This window comes from Candidatus Limnocylindrales bacterium (assembly GCA_035559535.1).
Taxonomy (GTDB): domain Bacteria; phylum Moduliflexota; class Moduliflexia; order Moduliflexales; family JAUQPW01; genus JAUQPW01.
This window is the reverse complement of record DATMBG010000004.1, coordinates 44,590-66,731: the sequence shown is the minus strand read 5'-3', so window position 1 is coordinate 66,731 and position 22,142 is coordinate 44,590. Positions and strand designations below refer to the sequence as shown.

Below are 22,142 nucleotides of genomic sequence, written 5' to 3'. Positions count from 1 at the left end.
CCGAATGCTGATTGAGAGCGTGTTTTCGATGTTGACTTTGGTCAGTCATTTCAAAAAAGTGATGCATCGGGTTTGGGAATACTTTCAGGCTCGTTTGGCTTTTACCATGGCTATGTTCAACGTGCTGGTCCAATGGGATGGTCTGCAGGTCAATGAGGATGGCTTCATACCCCTTTCTATAGCCAGATTCAGCCTTTAAAATAACTAGCACCATTGGTTAGTACAGATTAATACAGTATTTTCGGCCTATCAATGTAAATAAATTTAAAATTATTGTAAATTAATACAATTAAGTTTTATTTTCTCTCCTATAAGCTAACCTATGCCGAAAATCCCCGACGCTGCTTTTCTATCTTCGGTCGCTATCAGGTCTTTGAAAGACCGGCCCTCCGCTCTTTCCTCAACAGCGGAGTCACCCGCCATAAATCCCAGTTGTTGTTTCGGAAACTATAAAAATAGATGTACTTCCCATCGGGAGACCACACGGGACTTCCATCCGCCCCGGGATTATTGGTTAAGGGGACCAGTTCGTTGATCTCTAAATCCAGTACCCATATATCAAAATTACCCGTACGGTCGGAGGAAAAAGCTATCCTGGTCCCATCGGGAGACCATGCCGGGGAAGTGTCATGGGCTAAATCCGTAGTAAGCTGCGTTAAACCCGAACCATCTACGTTCATCATCCAGATATCCGCGTTGCCTCCCTCCGAGGAAACAAAAAGGATCTTTTTTCCATCGGGAGACCACTTTGGAAAAATACCCTTTCCAATCTGAATTAACTCCGTTCCATCTATATTAGCCAACCAGATCGATTCCAAACCTTTCTTATACGAACGCAGAAAGTCTAATTTGGGAGCACCCCCCTTATAGTGAGGCTGACTCCCAAACAGCACCTTACGCCCATCTGGGGAGACATCCGGAGCAAAGTCGTTGGAACTGCGGGCGACAACCTGATGGGTTATTTGTTCCTTCCCTAAATCTACCCTAAAGATGGATTGATTGCCTAATCTGTCCGAATCAAAAAGAATGGACTTTCCATCGGGTGTCCAGGTGGGATTGTTGTCGTTACTCGGGCTAAGGGTAATCTGTTGGGCTTGGGGCTGCTGTTTTCCCGGTTCAGCCTCCATGATGTAAATATCCGCGTTACCATGCTTATAGGAGACATAGGCAATTGTTTTACCATCCGGAGAAATGGCTGGATTACCATCTGGAGAGGGATCTATGGTTAACTGAATCAGGTCTGTTACGGACTCTAACGGTGGAACAACTGCTTTTTGCTGACCGACATTTAAACATCCCCTTGCCCCCATGAGGAACAAAGAAAGAAGTACGAGTAAAAGGTAAGGTGTAAAAAGGAACTTCCTTCGCATTTGATAACCATCTCCTTTTCTTTCAGTTCCGTAGGGATGAAGCCGAGCTTTTACGCTTTACAGATTCGCAAAAGCCGGTCTTTATACCTCACTGCATCTTCCTACCACTCAATAACAGGCCTGCCCTTCCAGATATCCCAACCTCCATCACGGTTGCTCTGAAAAAAGATTTCACCGGTAATAGACCAGACCGGCCCTGTATCATCCCCGGGACTAAAAGTGAGCTGCGTCAACCCCTCCCCCACAAGGCTCATCGCCCAAATATCGAAATTCTTCGGAATCGCTGTGCCTACAGCCCCAGGCCGGTTAGAGGCAAACACTATAGCCTTCATATCCGGAGAAAAAGCTGGATCGATATCATCTGATTTATCCGCGACGATTTGAGTAAGATCGGTACCATCTGAATTCATGATCCAGATATCGAAATTGGTCGCAGAAGGGGCATAGAAGATAATTCTCCGGCCATCAGGGGACCATTTGGGGTTATAGCCAGCGCCGATCTGGGTAATGTTGGAGCCATCTATGTTACTTACCCATAAAGTCGGTGGCTCATCCTCGACTTTGGGCCTATAGTCTAAAGCCTTTTTCTGTCGGATGGAGCAGAAGACCACCTTTCGACCGTCCGGAGACACAGCCGGATCGAAATCATTATAATCCCGAACGGTGATCTGATTAGTCCCTCTCTGCCCCGTTATTTGAACTCTCCAGATCGAGAGGGTATCGAGCCGTGAGGAATCAAAAAACAAGGCCTCATTACCAAGCCAGCTCGGGTGCGCATCATCCGCTATATGCCGTGTGACCTGAATAGGATTCACTCTAGGCGCTCCAGGATAAAAATAAAACACATCTAGATTATCTATCTTTCTGGCCGCATAGGCTATTTTGGTCCCATCGGGCGAAACCTCCGGGAAAAGATCATCCCCGGGATGGTCAATGACCTTTACCAGATCTATAAAGTTATCAGGAGGGATAGGCACTGGTGGAGGGGGGGGGGAGGTGGTGGTGATGGAGGCAGGTTCTTCTGGCAACTTCCGAGAAAGATTATCAAAGGGATAATTGATAATAACACTACAAAATTTCTCATTAAACTCCCTCCTACACTGCTTACTTAGTTTTGCGAAACCTTTTAAACGGCATCTGTTCTGGCGACTCTCACCCCTCAAACCCATATGCGTCAGGATAAGGGTAAAAACCCTGTTGAAAGCCCGTTGGTCGAGTAGACCTGGAACGAAGCGGAAGCTCGTATCGAGACCTGCTTGCTTGGTTTCGATACGCTTCGCTACTCAACCAGCGCTTCGAGGGCTTAACCTGGCGCCTATGCCCCTCAAACCCCCTCTCCCGAGGCTTCGGGAGAGGGGAAGGGATAAGGGCGCAAAGGCTCTACACAATTAACTAAACTATGGCCTCCTTACGCGGAATGAACTTATGGGATTAAAATTTTTAAACGACTATCGGATCGGGAAGAGGATACCTCCTGTAACCATAAACTGCTCGCCCCCGTTAGCTTCGATCCGGAGCTCTGCAAACGGCATCAACCTTCCCGCTAGGTTGAACATCACCCCTCCGAGAAAATTGACCCCCACTTCGGTGTCTGAAGCCTCTACAGCCTCTACACCCACGAATTCGATGGACGCATGGGCGATATTCAGACCTCCCCCCACATAAGGCGCTATGTTTCTGCCTGTTTCAAACGTATAAGTCAAATTTGCATTGACTTCAAAATAGCTCAAATCCCCAGTGGCAACCGGAAAAAAAGGAGACTCACCACCGGGAAAGAAATAATCGAAAGATCCTATTACCCCGAGCCCTTTTTGATATTGGGCCAAATCCCAGACAACACGGACTCCTACCCCAACGTCGACATCATCCGCAACACTCACTTGCGCTCCAAATAGGACCTGACCCCAAACCGGATCCTGAAAAAACAGAAACCCTATCAGGAATCCAAAAAGGAAGACCCGGCCAGCCTTCGACAAATCCTTTACACCTTTCATGGGTAAAACCCTCTCACCTATTTACTATCCTACTGAGTCAAGGCTCTCAATAGTTAGTAGCCTGATTTTTACCTTACCTTAGGCCATCCTGAGACCGAACAGATTATAAATTCACAATTACCTTAAATCGACTTGTTTTTTATCGCAAGTTAAATAAATTCCAAAATTATTATAAGCTAATATAATTGCTTTTATCTTCACCTAAAAGGATGGGTCCAAAGGGCGTCAATCAGAAGTAGTTCCCGGGCCTATCGGTAACCCATCCGCAAGCGGTAAGGATGGGCACGGTTAACTCATTTTTTTGTTGACGAATTTTCTCTCTCAGGGTAAAACCTGTTTACGCTTAAAAAAATGAAAAAAAGTGAAATGGTATCTTTTAAGCCTTAATCTGAAGAAAGCCATGTCACTTCCTCGCCTGTATCCGGCAAAGATAGACCGGTATCGGATCATCGAAAAGCTGGTCAGATGGGCCCGGGAAACCTGTCGTATTCCAGAAACGGGTGAGGTGGGAATCAAACAGACGGTGCTCGCTCAAAGAGCGTATGTTTGTCAACCGACCATCAGTAACCTCGAGAACCTGGCCACATCGTTCAAAGATCCCAAACGATGCCCAAACCGGGAAGAACTTATCAAGGTCCTTACCTGGGGACTGGAACTTCAACAGGAGTGCATAGATCCCATCCTGTGGCTCTACGACGGCCAACCCCTTACCGAAGAAGAGATCCGGCGGTACATCCGGGGTTACCTGCCTGAAGCTACCCCTAAGAACTATACGTTTGCGGAACTTCGCCACCTGGTGCTCCAGCAACTGGAAAAGATACTTACCGATTATGCCAGATCAGACAGGATAAAGAGACAGCCGGTTAAGGTGATCCCTTCGGGCGGTGAGCACGAAGAGCTGGAGGCCTATGCCGAACTTCTCCGTATGGAGCAGGAACCCGGCCAGTCTTTTATGATCATCCAACACCCCTCGCATCTGGTTCACCCCCCGGAACTGCACGCCAGCGGGGAGCTTATCCGATTTCCAATTATCAGCAAAAAGGGGCGACAGAGATGGCTGGCGATGAACGAACAACGATTAGAGGGATTTCTCTTTAACCTGGCGACGTATGGCGAACGAAGCATTCATTCGAAATCGGTTTTGAAAAATTACCTGAGGGAGAAGCACCTGTCCCGCACCCAGTGGGAGCAGCGGAAGAAGCAGATTGAGCACTGGATCACCTTGCTGGAGAGTTATGAACATTATCAGGTGGGTCTGATAGAGACCTTTCCTTATTTTGAGTTGAAGATCAAGAGCACGGTCGGGGCTATGGTGCGATCTCCTTTAGATAACTGTGAAAAGTACCCGTGCCTGCCGTGGGGGCCTCGCTATTTCCTCTGGTCGGATGAATATACGGTGTTGCGGTTCTTTCTCGATTTTGAGCATCTGTGGGAGACCATTCCGGAGGAGGATCGGACCAAAGAGCGGGTGATTAAGTTTTTAAGGAAAGTAGTTGGTACATGAGGGCGACCAGCCAGTCTTCCCTATTATTGAGCGGCCCAGGCCTGTAAAGCTTCTTCCCAAAGGTAGGTACGCCCATCCTGCAGTATGGCCACTTTATGAAAACGCGCTTCATCTTCCGCCCCAAGGGTGGTTCGCTCTCCGGCAACAACAGGAATAACGCGATAGCCGGCCTGACGTAGCAGCAAGGCTCGCTGTCGGGCACGGGTTACATCTTGCTGATCCACGACAGCAGAGATTTCCACTGCCAGCCACACTTCCGGTATATCGGGATGATAGCGAGGCTGACCGTTAATCAATAAGTCCAGAAGCAGTAATTCTTTGAATGCTTCAGGCGATAAATGGGCTTCCAGTACTTCTTCCAGGGTTTGAGGCATAACCACCTGAACGCGTTTCAGCAGGAGACCGAAGTAAGCCCCGGCTTTTTCACGATAGGTGATTTCCAGCATACGGCCTTTAAGATCGCCCACTGTATCCACCGTTCGTCGTTGCACCTCCACCAGTTCATGTACAACCGCTTCCAGACGTTCCAGCCGCTCCTCAGTCCGCCGCTGGGCCTCGGCTAATGCTTCCAGGCGCACTTCGGTTCGTCTTTGGGCTTCCGTTAAAGCTTCCAGGCGTTCGTCAGTCCGTCGCTGGGCCTCGGCTAATGCTTCCAGCCGCTCCTCAGTCCGTCGCTGGGCCTCGGCTAATTCCCGCACGATCGCTTCCAGACGTTCCAGCCGCTCCTCACTTCGCTGCTGAGCCGCCGCTAAAGCTTCCAACCGCTCCTCAGTCCGCCGCTGGGCCTCGGCTAAAGCTCTTAATTGTTCTTCAGTCCGCTGCTGCGCCTCGGCTAATGCTTCCAGGCGCACTTCGGTTCGTCTTTGGGCTTCCGTTAAAGCTTCCAGGCGTTCGTCAGTCCGCCGCTGGGCCTCGGCTAAAGCTCTTAATTGTTCTTCAGTCCGCTGCTGCGCTTCAGCTAATGCACGAACAATCTCCGGCAAGGCCAGTAGGTCATCGGACAGGAGCAAACGTCGCAGTTCCGAACGCCATTCTGGATGTTCACCCAGAAGTCGTACTAAGTCCAGATATTCTTGAATGGTAAAAGCCATTAAATAACACTCCTGTATTCAGATCTAACTTTCTCTTTATCGAATTAAACTATTCACTATACTTTTGCCGTTTTTTGTCACCCCTCTAAATCTCTCCTTACCAAGGGGAGACTTAAAAGCGCCCCTCCCTAGCAAGGAGGGGCCGGAGGAGGTTGAAAATTCGGGATTTTCTATTCTCAGAAGGATATTTTTGCAAAAGTATAGCTATTCATTACATGAAATTTAATATAACACTTTGGCCCTGTCAATTACTTAATACGTTTGCGAATAGCACGAGTAAGAGAGAAAAATTAATTTAAATAATCCCCCAGACTTCTGGCGTTGGCCAGTTTCCTCAGCCTGGCCTTGGCCCGTTTTTCAAGCTGCCAAACCCTCTCCCGACTCAGGTTTAAACGCTTTCCGATCTCTTCTAACATCAGGGGACCTTCTCCATCGATGCCAAAACGTAACCGCAAAATCAGGGCTCCTCGAGGGTCCAGTTCGTCTAAAAGTTCCTGGAGTTCCTCAATAAGGGTTTGATCAACGACGGCTTTGTCCGGGGCCGGGCTTTCCTTGCTGGCGATGAGGTTCATTAACGTGGCGTTTTCGTCTTCTACCGTCGGCATATCCAGCGATACGGGTTTTTTGGAAAATTCTAGAATGGCCCGGACCTGCTCTTGCCTGTTACCTTTTACCCCCTTCATTTACCATAATCCGGCCTGTCTACCTGCCAACATCGTTACGAAAAAGCCATAAAAAAGAGCACAGAATAAAACCCCTATTTCTCGCCACAGGGGGGGTCTGAGCTCTTTAGGTAAGAGCTTTCTATTAACCAGAAGGATATGGATCGAAGCAATAACAAATACAAGTCCGGCTGTGTTCGCTCCGATCAAAATTAAAATGAAAGGTTGGGCCAAATTGATGGCGATACATCCCCAAAGGGTGAAAAGGGCGAGGAGGGCATAGTACAAAATCCGAACATCTCCCCGGCACCATCTTCTAACACGATCACTCACCCAGAGAGCGTCTGTGGATTGGCGGATATAGCCATCGGAAACCGATAGTTGGGTACTGAAGAGAATCCAGAACCCGTTCAAAGCCGTCAGAATCCAAAGGATTTTTCCACCGATCTTTGCCAGTTCGACAGCCTGGAAGTTGGCGACCGACCAGCCTCCTATTTCCGTACCTCTAGGAATTAAGGCGGTAGCCATATTGATGGTTAAAAACATTCCCATTAAGGAACCTCCGACGAAGATAACCCATTGATCGGTAGTGGCATATTTCCACCAATCGTTCCATTTGCGGAGATTTTCGGGAGTGATTCTGAAGATTTTACCAAAGGGAGAAAGATTAATCCTTCTTCCCCCTACGGCCCCCGGGATAAAACCGACAACACCTCCCATTCCAAAACCTTTATCCCGAAACCAGTTGGTGATAGCACAGTTTATAACACCTCCTGCTGCAGAGTAAGCTGCAAAGGCCCCCAATAAAACCCAATCTGCACCAGGTGGAATCGTCCCGAATTTGAATAGGGATAAAAAAGTCTCTCCCAACTGGGCACGCGGGGCAGCAACCAGGAGATTGACCGCAAGCAAAAAGGCAAAAATCATGAACAGAAAAAACCAGGAGACTTTTTCAAGGGTCTTTTCTATTTTTCCTCCTACGGCTAAAGTAATAATAACAATAAAAAAGGTTACATAGCCCCAAAATAGAACCGTTCCACTATCTTCTTTCCCTGGAGCTCTACCCAAGGCAATGGCTGCCAATGCTGTTGCCGCAGACAAAGCCCATCCCGGCCACCCAATTTGGAAAAAGCCTAAGATGGTGTAAAAAACCCCCCAAAATTTACCCGGTTTTAGTCGCATGAAACCGGTGTAAATAGGCTCTCCAGTGTACAAGGTATACCGTATAGCTTCCATATTGAAAAGCCCCTGTAAGATAGAAGCGACCGTTGTGATCCAGATAAGTTCTACCCCGTATTTTACGGTAGCAGCAGGACCTACCAGCCACTCTCCACTTCCAATGGAAGCTCCTAGGATAATAGCCCCCGGTCCTATAACCTCTAAAATACCCTTCAAACCGAAGGGCGGAGGAGCGGGTAATTCGGCTACTTCATAAGGGGGTAATTCTCCGGCTTCAACCGGTCTGATTTGTTCGGTAATTCCCTTATCTTCTTTAGCCATAATAGAAGTTTTGCCCTCTCAAATAAACAAAAGAACTCGAACCTTATTTTTGGCTCTATAAGTTCCCGTTACTTTTAAGGACTTCTTTTTAGTTATCGATATCTGCATTAAATCTTCGCTGTGGATTTGGTTTGTCCGCAAAGAGTATAAAAACAGGAGATTAGGAAAGTACAGGCATAAACTCTCCCATACTCCCCTGCTTTTCATAGTTCTTCGTAATCCCTCAGAGATTAAGAGTTAAAAACGGCAAAATATAGTATTTATTGTGGTCTTGTGGGTCTAAACTGACTTTAGTTGGCCGATAGAATTTTTGTCAACAAATTTCTTTGTCTCACTTGCTTGCATGGAGGGGTAGACTTTACTTTATACTCGTTGATAAACCTGTAGGGGTCAGTTTTTTATGTAAGAGGGGAAAATCGGTTCCTGATTATTTAAAATGAGGGATAGAAGGGTCAACTTTCTTATCATTCCATTAATCGTATCCTTGCTTGCCCTGGGAAACCTTTTCTTTCTTTTTATAGAAAGAATAGAGGACTCGTTAGATTCCCTTACTTATTTTTATTTCAAATTATCCTTTGAGAAGGATATTCTCTTTTTCCCCCAAAGCTTGTTTTACTATATGTCTTCCATAGAAGATCATGAATTACTCCCGTCGTTATGGAAAGAGAAAAAAAATCCTATTCGCCAACCTTCCGTACAAAGGAAATTGACGGCTTTCACAAACCTGGTCGGGTTATCTGTTCCAACGATTATCTTATCTATCAGCTTAAATATCCCGCCTTTTCTACCTCCCCGATTGGTTATTTCCTCCATAAGTTCCAATACTTGTAGCATTATCCGTAAAATTCCTTCTCCTGAAGACATCCCTTAGCTTCGAATAAGGTCTTTGTCTTCCTTCACTTTGTTTCTTAATGGTTTAATTAACCGTCAACCCCTTTCAAAAGTTCGTATCTGATTTTTTGTAGTAGACGAGGTTCTGGTCCTTGCCCAGAAGAACCCGATATGAACTTATGGAACAGGGGATTGATCACGAAGAGGTCCTGCTATGCCCTGGATACAAAATTACGATCCTTTTAATAATTGGATTTTATCCACCGTTATCGCGGCTTTACCGGTCGTCGTTTTATTTTTTTTACTGGCTGTCATAAGGACTTCAGCCGCTCTGGCTGCTTTTGGTGGCGCCATTACGGCTATTTTAGCGGCCAGCGTAGCCTTTGGGATGCCCTGGCACTTATCCATTTCTACGTTTTTTTACGGTGCTGCTTTCGGTTTAGTCAAAATCGCCTGGATTGTCTTTGCAGCGGTTTATCTTTACGATATTTCGGTAGAAACAGGTAAGTTTGAAATTATGAAGGAATCGGTAGGAGGTATTTCTGCAGATCGGAGGTTACAGGCTCTGTTGGTGGCTTATTCCTTCGGGGCTTTTATTGAAGGGGCCGCCGGATTCGGAGCTCCGGTAGCTATTTCGGCAGCTTTTATGGTGGGGCTTGGTTTTGAGCCTTTTTATGCAGCGGCCCTCTGCCTCATCGCCAACACGGCTCCGGTAGCCTGGGGAGCCATCGGAACCCCGGTTCATACCTTGGCAGCCGTCTCCGGACTTCCAGAGTCTGACCTGAACGCTATGGTCGGTCGAATTCTCCCTATCACCGGACTCATCGTCCCTTTCTGGCTTGTAAAGACCATGGTATCCTGGCAAGAGACCTTTGAAGTTTTCCCTGCTATTTTTGTAACCAGCGTCTCCTTTGCAGCGACCCAGTTCTACTGGTCTAACTATGTGGACAGTAACCTGGTAGATATTATAGGGGCCATTGTTTCCCTGGCTGCCATGATTATTTTTCTCCGGTTTTGGCAACCGAGAACCCTCTGGCGCTTCGAACATGAAAGGCATATGGAAGTATCTCCGCATAAATATACTACCGGAGAAGTTCTGGTGGCCTGGCTCCCCTTTTTCATTCTATCTATTATGGTGTTGATTTGGGGGCTTCCTTCCATCAAGGCGCAACTCAATAAGGTAACCTACGTATTTCCCTGGCCAGGGCTTAACGAAGCGGTGGCCAGAACCACACCGGTAGTCCCTAAGTTAACTAAAGAAAAGGCGATCTATGATTTCAACTGGCTATCTGCCACCGGCACCGGATGCTTTATCGCGGCCATTATATCCGGATTCGTATTAGGCTGTTCTCCGGCCCAACTGGGGAGGATCTTTAAAAAGACGGCAAGGCGTATGAAAATGCCCTTGATTGCCATTTCCTCGATGTTGGGACTGGGATTTGTGACACGATACTCCGGACTGGATGCTGTACTGGGTCTTGCTTTTACCCGGACCGGTTGGCTATTTCCATTCTTCAGTGCCATGCTGGGATGGTTAGGTGTAGCTCTGACCGGCAGCGATACGGCCTCCAATGCGCTCTTTGGAAGTCTTCAAAGGATTACGGCCGAGCGACTCGGCATGGATCCCATCTTGATGGCCGCTTCTAACAGCGCCGGGGGGGTTATGGGCAAGATGATCGATGCTCAAAGTATTGTAGTATCCACTGCTGCGACCAATCAGGTCGGAAATGAGGGTAAAATCTTTCGATTCGTTCTCTGGCATAGTGTGGTATTAGGAGCTATAGTAGGACTTATCGTTATGATGTATGCTTACGTTTTTCCACAACTGGTTCCCCACGGATTGAATTTTGTTAAATAAATCGTTGAACTTTACAAGAACAACAGGAATGTGAATTTAAGAAACATTCCCCTGCCTTCCTCAAGGGCAAGGGTATTAAATTAAGGCGAAAGCCTCTGCTGGAGGCGTCCCCCACCCGGTCCCTCTCCGCAGGGGAAAGGATTTTGGCTGCAAGATTCCTTTTCCTAGTTCTGGCAGGGGAAGGTCAGGAAGGGATCTTCACCTAAGGTCATGGCCCTCCAGGGGGGGGATTTGCAGAGTGTTTCGTTATAGGTTCTTCCTTGAAGCCTTGAAGGAGCCGGAAGGTATGTAAGGAAAAGCAGGGGTCGTAAGCCAATGCCATTAAGGGAGGGGGTGGAAGACGGCTGGAAATTTATCTTCATGGGATATAGCAGGCAAGATGCTTGAGCTCCCGGATGGAGTTACAAACCGGGTGCCCTGGAATCGTCTTTTCACTCCTGTATCGGTAAGGAGGATAGAGATCGGGTTTCCAATCTTTATGGCCTGGGATCCACCCTCCGGGAAGAGGCTAGCCGACAATATCCTCCCCCCCATCCACCCGAATCACATTTCCGGTCATCCAGTAGGTACCTGGCTGGCTGAGGACTGCAATCGCGGCTGCGACATCAGCAGGGGTTGTCAACCGTCCCCCCGGATTTCGCTCCTGGGCGATTTTAATCATTTCTTCGTTACCTGGAATTTTTCGCAAGGCAGGTGTATCGGTAACCCCTGCCTGGATGGCATTAGCCGTAATTCCCATAGGAGCCAGCTCCAGAGCCAATTGACGGATGTGAGATTCTAAGGCGGCCTTGGCGGCAGAAACGGGTCCGTAGGTGCGCCAAACCCGATGCCCCCCTGCACTGGTCATGGCAAAAATCCGCCCACCCTGGGTCATAAGTTTCCGGGCCATCAAATCCTGAACCCAGTAAACCAAGCTATGGGCCATCACATCCAGGGTCATATCCATCTGGGCCTGGGTTACTGTATCTTGAGGGGAAGGAGCAATAAAGGCTTTCAGGGTTCCAAACGCCAGGGAATGAAGGAGAACTTTAATCGTAGCAGATCCTCCACTTTCCTTGAGTTTCTCCTGAATTTGGTCAAGGACCTCTTTGCGTTTCTCTGCATCTGCGGCATTTACATTAAAGAATACGGCCTCACGTCCCATTTCTTTAATTTGACCGATAATCCGCTCCACATTAGGTAACGTCGCTTTTCTATCCAGGTGAACCCCAAAGATATGCATCCCGTTCCTGGCGAGTTCCAAACTGGTAGCTTCTCCAAATCCACTAGAGGCGCCTAAAATAAGGGCCCAATGGTCGGCAAGGGGATTTTGTAAATTCATATCTTTAACCCCAACGATCCCGAAGCCCCCAAAGCTGTAACCGTAGGTAAATGGGTAAATAGGCATCGAACCGGTGGTTATCTATATTCGTAGGGGGATAACTTCGTGTTCTTCGGGGTCACGTTTTATTTATTTAGTTTAATAATGCTTTTGAATCTCAATATTATCTATGGGACAAACCTCCAGGCAGAGGTCACACAGCGTACACTCATCCTCTGCCATTTCATTACTGAAAACTTTACCCGATTTCATATGAAAGATATCTACCGGGCAGATCGTAACGCATTTCTTACAATCCGAGGGACATTTGGTGTTATCAAGATGAACCGTTATAAATAAACCCATTCCTTACGCTCCTGCTTATCTGTTCTTCTCCACATCAATTATCTTTATTTTAATCGGGGAAGGGAGGATCCTGCAAGAAAAATCTCTATCAGAATATTTTGAATATTTTTTTCTTGATTTTTAATTTATTTTCAAATACACTGTAAGTGGTAAGACAAGAAAAAGACAAAGATAAGGAGAGAGCCCCCAAGGAAATCCATGCGAAGACCTGTTATTGCTGGAAATTGGAAAATGCATAAAACTTCAGCCGAAGCCGAAGAACTCGCAAAAGCTCTTGTCGACCACCTCACAGACCTTACCGATGATAGAGAAGTAGTTCTTTGCCCCCCTTTTACCGGATTGAAAGTCGTATTTGACGTTATCAAATCCAGTCCGATCAAGCTGGGTGCACAAAATCTTCATTGGGAAAAAAGTGGCGCCTTCACCGGGGAAATTTCTGCCTTGATGTTAAAAGACGTAGGATGTAGTTATGTTATTATAGGACATTCGGAACGTCGTACTTATTTTTGCGAAACTAACTCAACGGTTAATAAAAAAATTTTTGCAGCGCTGGACCACGGGCTTATCCCTATTGTTTGTGTAGGTGAAACCCTCGAAGAACGAGAAAAGAATCAAACCTTTGAAATTATTGAACGTCAAATAAAAGAGGGGTTGGTTGGATTAACCCATTCACAGGTTCTACGGCTTATCATTGCTTATGAGCCGGTATGGGCCATTGGTACGGGTAAAACCGCTACCCCGGAACAGGCAAATGAAGTTCATGCGTTTATACGTTCCTTACTGGCTAAGAATTTTAATGAAACGGTGGCCTCTGAGATCCGAATTCAATATGGTGGTAGTGTAAGGCCGGATAATATTAAATCTCTTATGAGTCAAAAAGATATCGATGGGGTTTTGGTAGGAGGAGCCAGTTTGGATGCCAATTCATTCGCCAAAATTGTAAAGTTTAAGGAATAAATTTTATGATTACGTTTATTACAATTATTCATGTATTGATGTGTATCATTTTGATAGCTATTGTACTGTTACAAACAGGTAAAGGAGCGGATATCGGAGCTGCTTTTGGTGGAGCCAGTCAGACCTTATTCGGTGGTGCTGGTCCCGCCAATTTTTTAAATCGGGTAACAACCGTAGCGGCTGTGGTCTTTATGTTGACTTCCCTTGGACTCACCCTGCTTTCGACCCACAGATCTGCTTCTTCCATCGTTGATAGGGCACGGCAAACGCAGCAGAGTCCTGCTCCAGAACAACCCTCAACTCCACCTCAATCGAGTACTCAAGGGGAGCAGCCGCCTCTGGAAAATCCTTCCAATAAGGCGGTTCCTATTGAGGAGAAACCGGTTACCCAACCCTCTACTTCTCAGGAAAGTAGGGGTTCAACCTCTACCGGTCCAGAGAGTAAAGGAACTTCAGAGCCTTCCCCTTCAGGATCTCAGGAACATTAACCACGTGAGGGGATGGAGATTGAAACCTTAAGTAACCTGATTGAGCTATTAACCGATCTTTAAAAGGAGATTTTATTTATGTATAAAGACTTTAGATCCTTCATTTATCCGGGACTGTTGATTGGGTCAGCTATTTGTGCAAGTATACTTCTGGTTTCCCTGGGGGTCGTGGGAGTTGGTTACGGATTACACACCCTTTTTTCGCTCTCTCTTTTCCAGGGAGTTATTGTCTCTTTAATGATTACCTGCTTTTCCGGATTAACACTTTCCATCGTTTTTCTGGCGAGAAATTTAAAAAAGACCATCGAGCATTTCTCGGTACTACAACTGGAGGATTCTGAAGAAACCGAAGGAGAGGATTACGAAGAATATAGCGAGGATGAAGATATCTATGATGACGAAAAGGATCTTAACGAGTTTTTAAGGAAAATTAGTAAAAGTCGAAAGAGTGTTACAAGAAACGATTTATGCCCCTGTGGAAGTGGATTAAAGCTTAAAGATTGTTGTGGAGAGCTTTAAAAAACAATACCTTATTCTCAAGGCTCTTTAAGTAAAGTTTGTACAAATTGTTGAAGCTGAGGATGCAGGCCGGGATTATCGGCGATTTGGTGAAGGTCCTCCTTAGGGAGGACCTTTAAAATTTCCTTTACCATTTCTCGAAACTCTTCATCCCCTTTAGCCGTAAGGTTTAATAAAACTTGAGGGGTAACTCCCATATTGGCCGCTACATCGTTGAGGAGATCCGATACCTTCATTTTACGAACAAAACTTCTATCTTCTCGCCGGTTAATTTCCGTGAGGGCTGTATAAGCGGCCTCTCGAACTTCTGGCCTTTCTGCCTTTAGGAGAGGCTGGAGTTTTTCGGCAATCTTACGATTCCCCATTTCTCCTAAAGCTTTCGCTGCGGCAATTTGGACCCAACTGTTGTTATCTTGTAAGGCTTCAATAAGATAATCCAGACTCTCTATGGCCTTCAGGCTGCTCAAAGCAGAAATCGCTGCACTTCGAACAATATGGTCTGGATCCTTTAAAGCCTCTATAAGCAAAGGAACAGCTTCGGGAGGCTTGATCTCACCCAGTAGACTCACCACCTGTCGTCGAATATATCGGTCTTCGTGATGTAATCCGACTATAAGATGGGGAAGGACACTTACCGGATCTATTCTTTTCAAGGCCGAAGCTACCCGCGAGCGAACTAGATAATCTTCATCACGGAGAGCTTCCACCAGCTCAGGTATAACTTCTTCCGGATGTAATTCCTCCAGAACTTCAGCAGCCTCAGCCCGGACTTCTTTGCTGGGATCCTTTAACATTTTGGCCAGATACTTCAGAGCCATACTGGTCTTTATCTCCCCGAGGATGTGCGTTACAAACCATCGTACCGAGCTGTCCGGATCTTCCAGTAGTTTAATGACAATCGGCTCTATTTCTGCTGGATCGACTTTTTTTAGCAAAAGAGCAACTTCTAAGGCAAAAGCAGCTTTGTTCCTTTCTCCTGTCGCGAGATTAAGTAGTTCCTGAACCAATTTCTGACCTGATTCCATACCTTAAAGGTTTCAAAAAGAAGCGTTACGAGGTTATCCTAAAGAGTCTTATATCCTGAGGTCTAGATTTTCAGTTTTATTTATATCTAACCTTCCAGGATAAAGCCAATTTTTAATTATAGCAAGTATCCGTATTCATTTAGTAGGTGGAAAAAGAAACACCTCCCATCCCCCCTCCAGAGGGGATTCAGCTGCAGCCACCCTATGTCAGTCCCCCCTGGAGGGGGGATGGGAGGTGTTCAGACAGAAAAAGTGACACCTACTAAATTGGTATAGTTACTTATAGCAACCCCCATAATCTTATAAAAGAGAGGTTTTCTCCTTAAACTTTGTTTAATAACTTAAAAGTCCGGGGAACCTCATCTCAGGGAAAGGGGTCTGACCTAAAGTAATTCCGAATTCGTTTAGTGACCAGCCGTATAAAACGCAAATCGGTTCCAGGACTTTAAAAATTTTTTCTTTTCATACTTCGTATTTGATTTTTGACCTCTCCATCAGTTAAACTGAAAGAGATGCGGTCGTCAACCTATTTTATAAAAGGAGGAGAGAAAATCAAAGAGTTTGATAAGAACAGATAGAGATAAGTTATGAACCGTAAAATTTTATCCATGCAAGAGGCTATTGCCCGATTTGTCCGTGATGGAATGAGTATTGTTGCGGGAACGGCGTTGGAATCCCTTATTCCGTTTTCAGCAGGACATGAGATTATCCGCCAGGGTCGGAGGGATCTTACCCTCATCGGACCTATCTCCGATATTCTCTTCGACTTGTTGATAGGTGCAGGATGTGTACGAAAAGTTGTAGCAGCCTGGGTGGGAAATGTCATGATGGGATCCGGTTATAATTTTCGTCGGGCGGTTGAAGAAGGAATTCCTCATCCTATAGACGTGGAGGATCATTCTAATTTTACCATAGCCCTGGCTCTCCATGCCGCTGCCTTGGGGGTCCCTTATCTACCCACTAAAACGGCTCTGGGATCTGATCTTCCTGTAAATCATCCCGGGATGAAGGAAATAGGCTGCCCCTTTACCGGTGAGAAGCTTCTGGCCGTTCAGGCCATTCACCCCGATATCGCCATCATCCAGGTCCAGCGTTGCGACCCGGAGGGTAACGCCCATATTTGGGGAAATACGGGAATCACTGGCGATGCAGCCCGGGCCAGCCGATCCCTTATTTTAGTTACAGAAGAAATTGTGTCTCCCGACATTATCCGAAGCGATCCGAATCGTACTCTCATTCCAGGTTTTCTGGTCTCGGCTGTAGTTGAAGAACCCTGGGGCGCCCATCCTTCTCCGGTACAGGGTTATTACAATCGGGATCATGGATTCTATAAAGACTATCATGAAGAAACTAAAACCCTGGAAGGCTTTCAAAAATGGTTAAATCGATGGGTTAAAGGTGTAGAAACCCGACATTCTTATTTGCAACTGCTGGGGGAGGAGCGTATTCAGGAGTTAAAGGTTAAAAAGGAGGCCTTATCAGCACCGGCCAACTTTGGGTATTGAGAGGGGTCAGTATGTTCAAGGACCCAGAATTATCCAGTATGCTTATCAGCACCGGCCAACTTTGGGTATTGAGAGGGGAGCTGAAAATGGGAAGTTGAAGCCTTTAAATCTGCCGGTTGCAATTTTCCATTTTCAGGCACAATGCATGAATTATACTTTACCAGAACTTATGGTTGCGGCAGCCGCCCGGGAGATTAGAGATGGAGAGATTATTTTTGTGGGTACAAGGCTTCCCCTGTTAGCCTTTGCCCTGGCTAAAAAAACCCATGCTCCGCGGGCCATAGGGTTTTTCGAGAGCGGGATTATTCGAGATACACCGGCTCAGGAAGTCTTGTATACCATGGGAGATTCTCCTAATATTTTAGGAGCCATACAGTGTGGGAGTACATTGGATCTCATGGGTATGATGCAACGGGGTTGGGTCGATGCGGGATTTATAGGAGGGGCCGAAATAGATAAATATGGAAATCTAAATACTTCTTATATCGGCGGTAAACCCCATTCCGACCATCCGAACCCTGACTTTACTCGCCTTCCAGGCAGTGGGGGAGCTTGCGATATTGCCGCCTTAGCCCGACGTTTACTTATCATCATGCCCCATGAAAAACGGCGATTCAAAAATCGGGTGGATTATATCACCTCACCCGGCTATGGAACGGGAGGAAACTGGCGAGAAACCGTCGGACTACCCCGGGGAGGCCCCGGGGCGGTCATCACGACCCGAGGGATTCTTAGATTCGATCCGGTTACCAAAGAAATGTACCTGGCTTCCAACCATCCGGGTATCCCGGTGGAAGAAATTTTAGCTAACACCGGATGGGACCTTAAGGTGGCTTCCGATCTGAAGGAAACTCCACCCCCGACCCGGGAAGAATTGAATTTTATCCGGGCCTATGATCCGACCGGATTTTGGACCCGGGGATAGGCCGGTAAATCTAAATATTTATCCTATTGACTCCCTCAGAGGGATCAAGTAGTTTTATCAGAAAAAAACCTTTCAAAGTTTTTTTAAACCCAGGGAGGTTAGCATATGTATCCAATCCAGGTTGAATTCGTTGGGCTACTTCCAACCTTTTATCGCACAACTGCCCATTGTTGTTCCACCGACTACTTTAAAGCCTGCGGTATCAATACCGACCTGGATCAACTCCAGGATTACCCACCGGAAGTTATAAAAAACCAGGAAAAGGTCGCGGCCCTATACCATCAACTTCTCCGTGACTTTGGTGAAGGGGTTAAGCCTCTGGTAACGGGGTCCATTTCACTGCGGGGCTTCTGGCTTACTTTAAAGTATCGATTAGGAGGAGATCTGGCCGTTATCATTGATAACAAACGAATACTCAAAGAGCCCTTTGATTATCCAACCCTTAAATATGCCGTTCAGGAAGAACTGGCTATGGGGAAGGTGTGATACAAGGAGCGAAGAAATGCAGTGGGTCAAAAAGTGGTGGAAAAACTTCAAAGATTTCTTCTGGGGTCTTTTTATCTTTGATCTCTATCGGATCACTCTTGAAGAAAAAGTTAAATATGAAGAGGTCATGAATATTGTTCTTCTGGGGGAATTGCTAGGGATTCCCCTTATGAATTCCACGGTGACGCTTCGGTTATTACCCTATTTATTTCCAAAATTGAAAAAGTGGAAACAAAATCAGCTTCGAGAAAGGGATGTTACCGAATTCGTTCCAGAGGTCCATTAAGATAAAATCCTCATGAATAGCGTTGCTTTCCAGGTCGTTGTATATTTATCTTTTCTGTTTTTAATCTGGTACTTTATTGGATCCTATTTAAACCAAAGGCAAAGTCATCAAATTGTCCGATGGATTCAGGGAGGTTTGGATAGTGTCGGTGAGGGAATATCGGTCCGCTGGTTAAGTATTTCCGGTTTTCAAATTGTGGTAGAAAAGCCTCTTCCCCCTTTTAAAGGTATGGCCCTTATGGTGATCCTGGAACCAAGGAGTATGTTGTTGGCCTGGCTCTTTCATCGGTTGATGGGGCGAAAGGGCTTACTCAGTATTCGAGGAAACCTTCTCAGGGAACCGGATTTAGAATTTGAAGTTTTTGATCCCCAAAATCGAATCGGAAAAGAAGCTCTACAAACCGTAATCCAGGAAAACTGGATCTCTCAAGAATTGGAAAATACTTCTTTCCTATTAGCCTTCCAGCAGGGGAGTCACCAGGAACGGCTTCATAGACTTTCTTCAATCTTTCAACCCTGGTTTTCTCATCTTCTCCGTTTTTCTATCCGAAAGAACTTTCCCCACCTGCTGGCAAGCTTTTCTCTTTCTGAATTGAAAAAGAAGAAAGCCGAAGATTTCTTTAGTTTTCTAAAGGAGCTTGGAAGGCTGGTGCAGGAATAAGGAAAGGAAAAAAAATAAATTGGTTGGGCTCTTCTTCCTCACAAAGGGAGATCAGGTATGGCATTGGGCGTAGGGGATAACCTTCAAGATTTCTTGTAAGACCTCGCGGGAACAATTTCCGGTAAAGGTTAAACAGAGGGTCCTCTGAAGTACCTCACAGGGAAGGAGAATCTGAAGTCCCTCTTCCCATCTTTTTTTAAAGACCCCCCGGGTAATTTTTCCAAAGGTTTGGGTGGCAGCATGTTTACCAATCCATAGGATACCTTGAGATTCAATAGGTTTCAGAACCGGCTTAAACCGTTGTGTATTTCCTTTTTTGATCTGTAGAAGAAGCTCCAGACTTAAAGATCGCTGGGGATCTGCCAGAAGATAGTTAACACTTCCCGAGGTAACCCAGGAAATATTTTGAGAGGTAAAACTGGCGTCCACATCCGGGGGGGTCAGGATATCTACCAATTGCCAGGAATCAGGTAGAGGTAAGATGAGGAAGTTGGTAACCCCGAGAAAGAAATTGTTGGCAGCTAAGAGATGTTTTTTCACCCTGGAAACCGACCCTCAGAAGTCGGAATTTCTTCTGACTTCTGGCTTATAATTCATTCCAGAAGGAGGGCACATAGTTGAACATATCCTCAGAGACTTTTTTAATCATTTCTAATCCAACAACCTCCCGGGGATACAGAGGGATATAGGCCCGAACTAAGTCACCGAGATCCTTCTTAATGGTTCTCATATACTGTATCTGCTCTTCGTATTTATTCTTAAGATATTCTTCTCCCTGGCTGGCTTCGACGGTTTCCCGGCTCAAGATTCCGTTTACAATGACCCCGCCCACCGGAATATCGTAGGCTTTAACCATGGTAATGAATCTTTTGACAACAGCAATGGGGAGGGCCAGAGGGAGGGTAACGAAAAAGAAGGCAGTTATATGGGAATCGATCAAAACGTTTTTGACTTTTAAAAACCGCTCGTTCATCGAGATGAGATCTGCCATCAACGGATCCTTTTTGACCTCTTCCATGACTTTTTCTTTGCGAAAAGATAACTGGACCCTCATGGAAAGGGCTTCTTTTCGGCTCTCGATCATACGGCCTAGCCATAGTCCATAAATTTTGCTGAGACCGATGAGACGGACGGCGTTTGCTACGGCGGCCGTATCAAAGACGATGCGGTCATACTCAGATCCCTGCTGTAACATGATATCCATCATTTTATCGAACATGGCCGATTCTTCAAAAGCCGGATTCGTCACCGCAATATCGATAAAAGGACCTGCATCTACCGGAATATCCGACCATTTGAGAAACTCCCGAACCCGTTTTCCAATATTCTCTCGATACCGTTCAACAATATCCTTGGCATCTACTTCTATGGCATAGAGATGCGAAGTACCTTCAACCCTTTTGATAGTACCTCCGGTTAGATCCTGATTAAAGACACTGGCCAGAGAATGAACCGGGTTGAGGGAAGCAAGAAGTGTTTTTTTACCTTGCAGGGTGGATTTGTAGGCGATGGCCGCGGCTGAGACGGTTTTACCAACTCCTCCTTTCCCGCCTGTAAAGATAAATTTAAGATTCGGTTTTTCAGCAAGCAATTGTTCCAGTGAGGCCATCTATCCATATCGGGGTCCAACATCAAACATCAGGGGTCAGAAGGGAGAATCATTCTGATCCCTGATGTCTGATCTCGAACCTTAGAATTTGATTTTTGAGTGGATTAAGTCTTCTGAAGCAATTTTGATCATTTCGAGTCCTTTAGGTTCCCGGGTGAACATGGGTACCGCCGCGACAATATAATCTCCAAACTTTTCCTTGATAACTTTTAAGTATTGTTGTTGCATAAGAATTCTATTTTTCAGGAACTCGCTCAGATTAGGATTCTGTAAAAGCTCAACGGGATAAATCTGGTTAACTACCAGACCAGACATTTCAATACCCAGGTCGTTAAACATTTTCAGGGCCCTTTCCGTGTCTACAATGGCCATGCTTTCCGGGATCAACACCATAAAAAAAGCCGTCCGCTTTCGGTCTGTGATTAAGTCGGTAAAGTTTTTTATTTTGTTTCGAATATCCAGGAGTTCCTTCATGACCATATCTTCGGAGGCCTGTCCACCACCTTTCAGAGTCGCGGCCACTTCGTCATATTCAACGACCTTTTCTCGAGCTTCTGTAATTTTCTCAATCCATTTGGAGAGGATATCGGCCATGGCGACCATTCGAACGCCATGTCCAAAGGGAGGCATATCAAAGATGTAGATATCGAAGTTTTTCTGCGCTACCAGTTCGGCCATGGCGTCGTAAGTAGCCGATTCATACATGGCCGGTTCCGCAGAGGTGGAGTCAATATACTCTTCTATTTCTGCAGGGACTTCCTCTAAACCATACATGTCCTTAATCTTTTGCTTAACCTCGTTTTGATAATCGGCCACCCGCCGGTCGGCATCAATTTCAACTACATACAAGTTCGGTATAATTTCTATAACTCCCTTACCGAAGAAATCCCTTTCAAAGATGTCCGACAAAGAAGCCTGGGGATCTGTGCTGAAGAGAAGGGTTTTTTTGTTTTTAACCGTGGCCATATAGTAGGCCAGAGACGAACTGCTGGTTGTTTTACCCAGTCCTCCTTTACCGGCGAAAATGACAATTTCCACATCCCTACGCCGATCAAAAAACTCACCAAGTCCTTTCATTAAGAATCCGTTTGTTATCCGTTGTCTGTCGTCCGTTGTTTTTAATCCTAAAAGTCAAAGCCGGTTCCCATCGCTCATAATCGGAATATCACCAACCGATTCGGGAAAGAGGCTGTGAACTTATTCTTT

23 protein-coding genes are annotated in these 22,142 nt (G+C 46.0%); 11 read left to right on the top strand and 12 right to left on the bottom strand.

What is annotated here, in order from left to right; translation table 11 throughout:
- Nucleotides 1–199, top strand: a 199-nt coding sequence (locus VNM22_01075) for a hypothetical protein (protein HWP45727.1), incomplete at its 5' end; no start/stop codon positions are given.
- A 166-nt stretch (nt 200–365) separates the two neighbouring features.
- Here VNM22_01075 and VNM22_01070 read toward each other — a convergent pair.
- The 3 genes from VNM22_01070 to VNM22_01060 all read right to left on the bottom strand — a co-directional run bounded on the left by VNM22_01070 (nt 366) and on the right by VNM22_01060 (nt 3,364).
- On the bottom strand, nt 366–1,370 hold the full coding sequence (locus tag VNM22_01070) for a hypothetical protein (protein ID HWP45726.1): 1,005 nt from the start codon (nt 1,368–1,370) through the stop codon (nt 366–368).
- 101 nt (nt 1,371–1,471) lie between these two features.
- Entirely contained in the window at nt 1,472–2,398 is a 927-nt protein-coding gene (locus tag VNM22_01065; protein HWP45725.1) for a hypothetical protein, read from the bottom strand.
- Between the two features lie 420 nt (nt 2,399–2,818).
- Complete coding sequence (locus VNM22_01060) at nt 2,819–3,364, bottom strand: outer membrane beta-barrel protein (protein ID HWP45724.1); 546 nt, start codon at nt 3,362–3,364, stop codon at nt 2,819–2,821.
- Nucleotides 3,365–3,725: 361 nt separating this feature from the next.
- Between VNM22_01060 and VNM22_01055 the strand changes: the two genes are divergently transcribed.
- Nucleotides 3,726–4,868, top strand: a complete 1,143-nt coding sequence (locus VNM22_01055) for a hypothetical protein (GenBank protein ID HWP45723.1) — start codon at nt 3,726–3,728, stop codon at nt 4,866–4,868.
- Nucleotides 4,869–4,891: 23 nt separating this feature from the next.
- Here VNM22_01055 and VNM22_01050 read toward each other — a convergent pair whose 3' ends face one another.
- The 3 genes from VNM22_01050 to VNM22_01040 all read right to left on the bottom strand — a co-directional run bounded on the left by VNM22_01050 (nt 4,892) and on the right by VNM22_01040 (nt 8,121).
- Nucleotides 4,892–5,959, bottom strand: coding sequence for a hypothetical protein (locus tag VNM22_01050; GenBank protein ID HWP45722.1), 1,068 nt, complete (start codon nt 5,957–5,959; stop codon nt 4,892–4,894).
- Between the two features lie 290 nt (nt 5,960–6,249).
- Nucleotides 6,250–6,642, bottom strand: coding sequence for a sigma-70 family RNA polymerase sigma factor (locus VNM22_01045; protein HWP45721.1), 393 nt, complete (start codon nt 6,640–6,642; stop codon nt 6,250–6,252).
- Nucleotides 6,643–8,121 carry an Nramp family divalent metal transporter gene (locus VNM22_01040; GenBank protein HWP45720.1) on the bottom strand — a complete coding sequence of 493 codons (1,479 nt, stop codon included), beginning with the start codon at nt 8,119–8,121 and terminating at the stop codon, nt 6,643–6,645.
- 1,045 nt (nt 8,122–9,166) lie between these two features.
- Here VNM22_01040 and VNM22_01035 point away from each other — a divergent pair.
- Complete coding sequence (locus VNM22_01035) at nt 9,167–10,810, top strand: L-lactate permease (GenBank protein ID HWP45719.1); 1,644 nt, start codon at nt 9,167–9,169, stop codon at nt 10,808–10,810.
- 508 nt (nt 10,811–11,318) lie between these two features.
- On the opposite strand, the gene VNM22_01030 is transcribed toward VNM22_01035, so the two are convergent.
- Entirely contained in the window at nt 11,319–12,131 is an 813-nt protein-coding gene (locus tag VNM22_01030; protein ID HWP45718.1) for an SDR family oxidoreductase, read from the bottom strand.
- Between the two features lie 138 nt (nt 12,132–12,269).
- On the bottom strand, nt 12,270–12,476 hold the full coding sequence (locus tag VNM22_01025) for a 4Fe-4S dicluster domain-containing protein (GenBank protein ID HWP45717.1): 207 nt from the start codon (nt 12,474–12,476) through the stop codon (nt 12,270–12,272).
- A gap of 198 nt (nt 12,477–12,674) precedes the next feature.
- Here VNM22_01025 and tpiA point away from each other — a divergent pair, with 198 nt between their 5' ends.
- The 3 genes from tpiA (at nt 12,675) to VNM22_01010 (ending at nt 14,440) form a co-directional block, all read left to right on the top strand.
- On the top strand, nt 12,675–13,433 hold the full coding sequence (tpiA, locus tag VNM22_01020; protein ID HWP45716.1) for a triose-phosphate isomerase: 759 nt from the start codon (nt 12,675–12,677) through the stop codon (nt 13,431–13,433).
- Nucleotides 13,434–13,438: 5 nt separating this feature from the next.
- The gene (gene secG, locus VNM22_01015) at nt 13,439–13,921 is read left to right on the top strand and encodes a preprotein translocase subunit SecG (GenBank protein ID HWP45715.1); all 483 of its coding nucleotides are present in this window, start codon (nt 13,439–13,441) and stop codon (nt 13,919–13,921) included.
- 78 nt (nt 13,922–13,999) lie between these two features.
- A complete protein-coding gene (locus VNM22_01010; GenBank protein ID HWP45714.1) occupies nt 14,000–14,440 on the top strand; it encodes an SEC-C domain-containing protein in 441 nt (146 codons plus the stop codon).
- A gap of 17 nt (nt 14,441–14,457) precedes the next feature.
- Here VNM22_01010 and VNM22_01005 read toward each other — a convergent pair whose 3' ends face one another.
- Nucleotides 14,458–15,465 carry a HEAT repeat domain-containing protein gene (locus VNM22_01005; GenBank protein ID HWP45713.1) on the bottom strand — a complete coding sequence of 336 codons (1,008 nt, stop codon included), beginning with the start codon at nt 15,463–15,465 and terminating at the stop codon, nt 14,458–14,460.
- A 587-nt stretch (nt 15,466–16,052) separates the two neighbouring features.
- On the opposite strand from VNM22_01005, the gene VNM22_01000 reads away from it, so the two are divergent.
- The 5 genes from VNM22_01000 to VNM22_00980 all read left to right on the top strand — a co-directional run bounded on the left by VNM22_01000 (nt 16,053) and on the right by VNM22_00980 (nt 19,327).
- Complete coding sequence (locus VNM22_01000) at nt 16,053–16,970, top strand: CoA-transferase (protein ID HWP45712.1); 918 nt, start codon at nt 16,053–16,055, stop codon at nt 16,968–16,970.
- Nucleotides 16,960–17,895, top strand: a complete 936-nt coding sequence (locus tag VNM22_00995; protein ID HWP45711.1) for a CoA-transferase — start codon at nt 16,960–16,962, stop codon at nt 17,893–17,895. Before VNM22_01000 ends, VNM22_00995 begins: the two co-directional genes overlap by 11 nt.
- Before the next feature lie 105 nt (nt 17,896–18,000).
- On the top strand, nt 18,001–18,381 hold the full coding sequence (locus VNM22_00990) for a hypothetical protein (GenBank protein ID HWP45710.1): 381 nt from the start codon (nt 18,001–18,003) through the stop codon (nt 18,379–18,381).
- 16 nt (nt 18,382–18,397) lie between these two features.
- On the top strand, nt 18,398–18,667 hold the full coding sequence (locus VNM22_00985; GenBank protein HWP45709.1) for a hypothetical protein: 270 nt from the start codon (nt 18,398–18,400) through the stop codon (nt 18,665–18,667).
- 12 nt (nt 18,668–18,679) lie between these two features.
- Nucleotides 18,680–19,327, top strand: a complete 648-nt coding sequence (locus tag VNM22_00980) for a hypothetical protein (GenBank protein ID HWP45708.1) — start codon at nt 18,680–18,682, stop codon at nt 19,325–19,327.
- 51 nt (nt 19,328–19,378) lie between these two features.
- Here the strand turns inward: VNM22_00980 and VNM22_00975 are convergent, their stop codons facing one another.
- The 3 genes from VNM22_00975 to VNM22_00965 form a co-directional block, all read right to left on the bottom strand.
- Nucleotides 19,379–19,867: a hypothetical protein gene (locus VNM22_00975; protein HWP45707.1), complete on the bottom strand. Its 489-nt coding sequence runs from the start codon at nt 19,865–19,867 to the stop codon at nt 19,379–19,381.
- A 46-nt stretch (nt 19,868–19,913) separates the two neighbouring features.
- Entirely contained in the window at nt 19,914–20,936 is a 1,023-nt protein-coding gene (locus tag VNM22_00970) for a TRC40/GET3/ArsA family transport-energizing ATPase (GenBank protein HWP45706.1), read from the bottom strand.
- 81 nt (nt 20,937–21,017) lie between these two features.
- A complete protein-coding gene (locus VNM22_00965) occupies nt 21,018–22,013 on the bottom strand; it encodes a TRC40/GET3/ArsA family transport-energizing ATPase (protein ID HWP45705.1) in 996 nt (331 codons plus the stop codon).
- Nucleotides 22,014–22,142 lie beyond the last annotated feature (129 nt).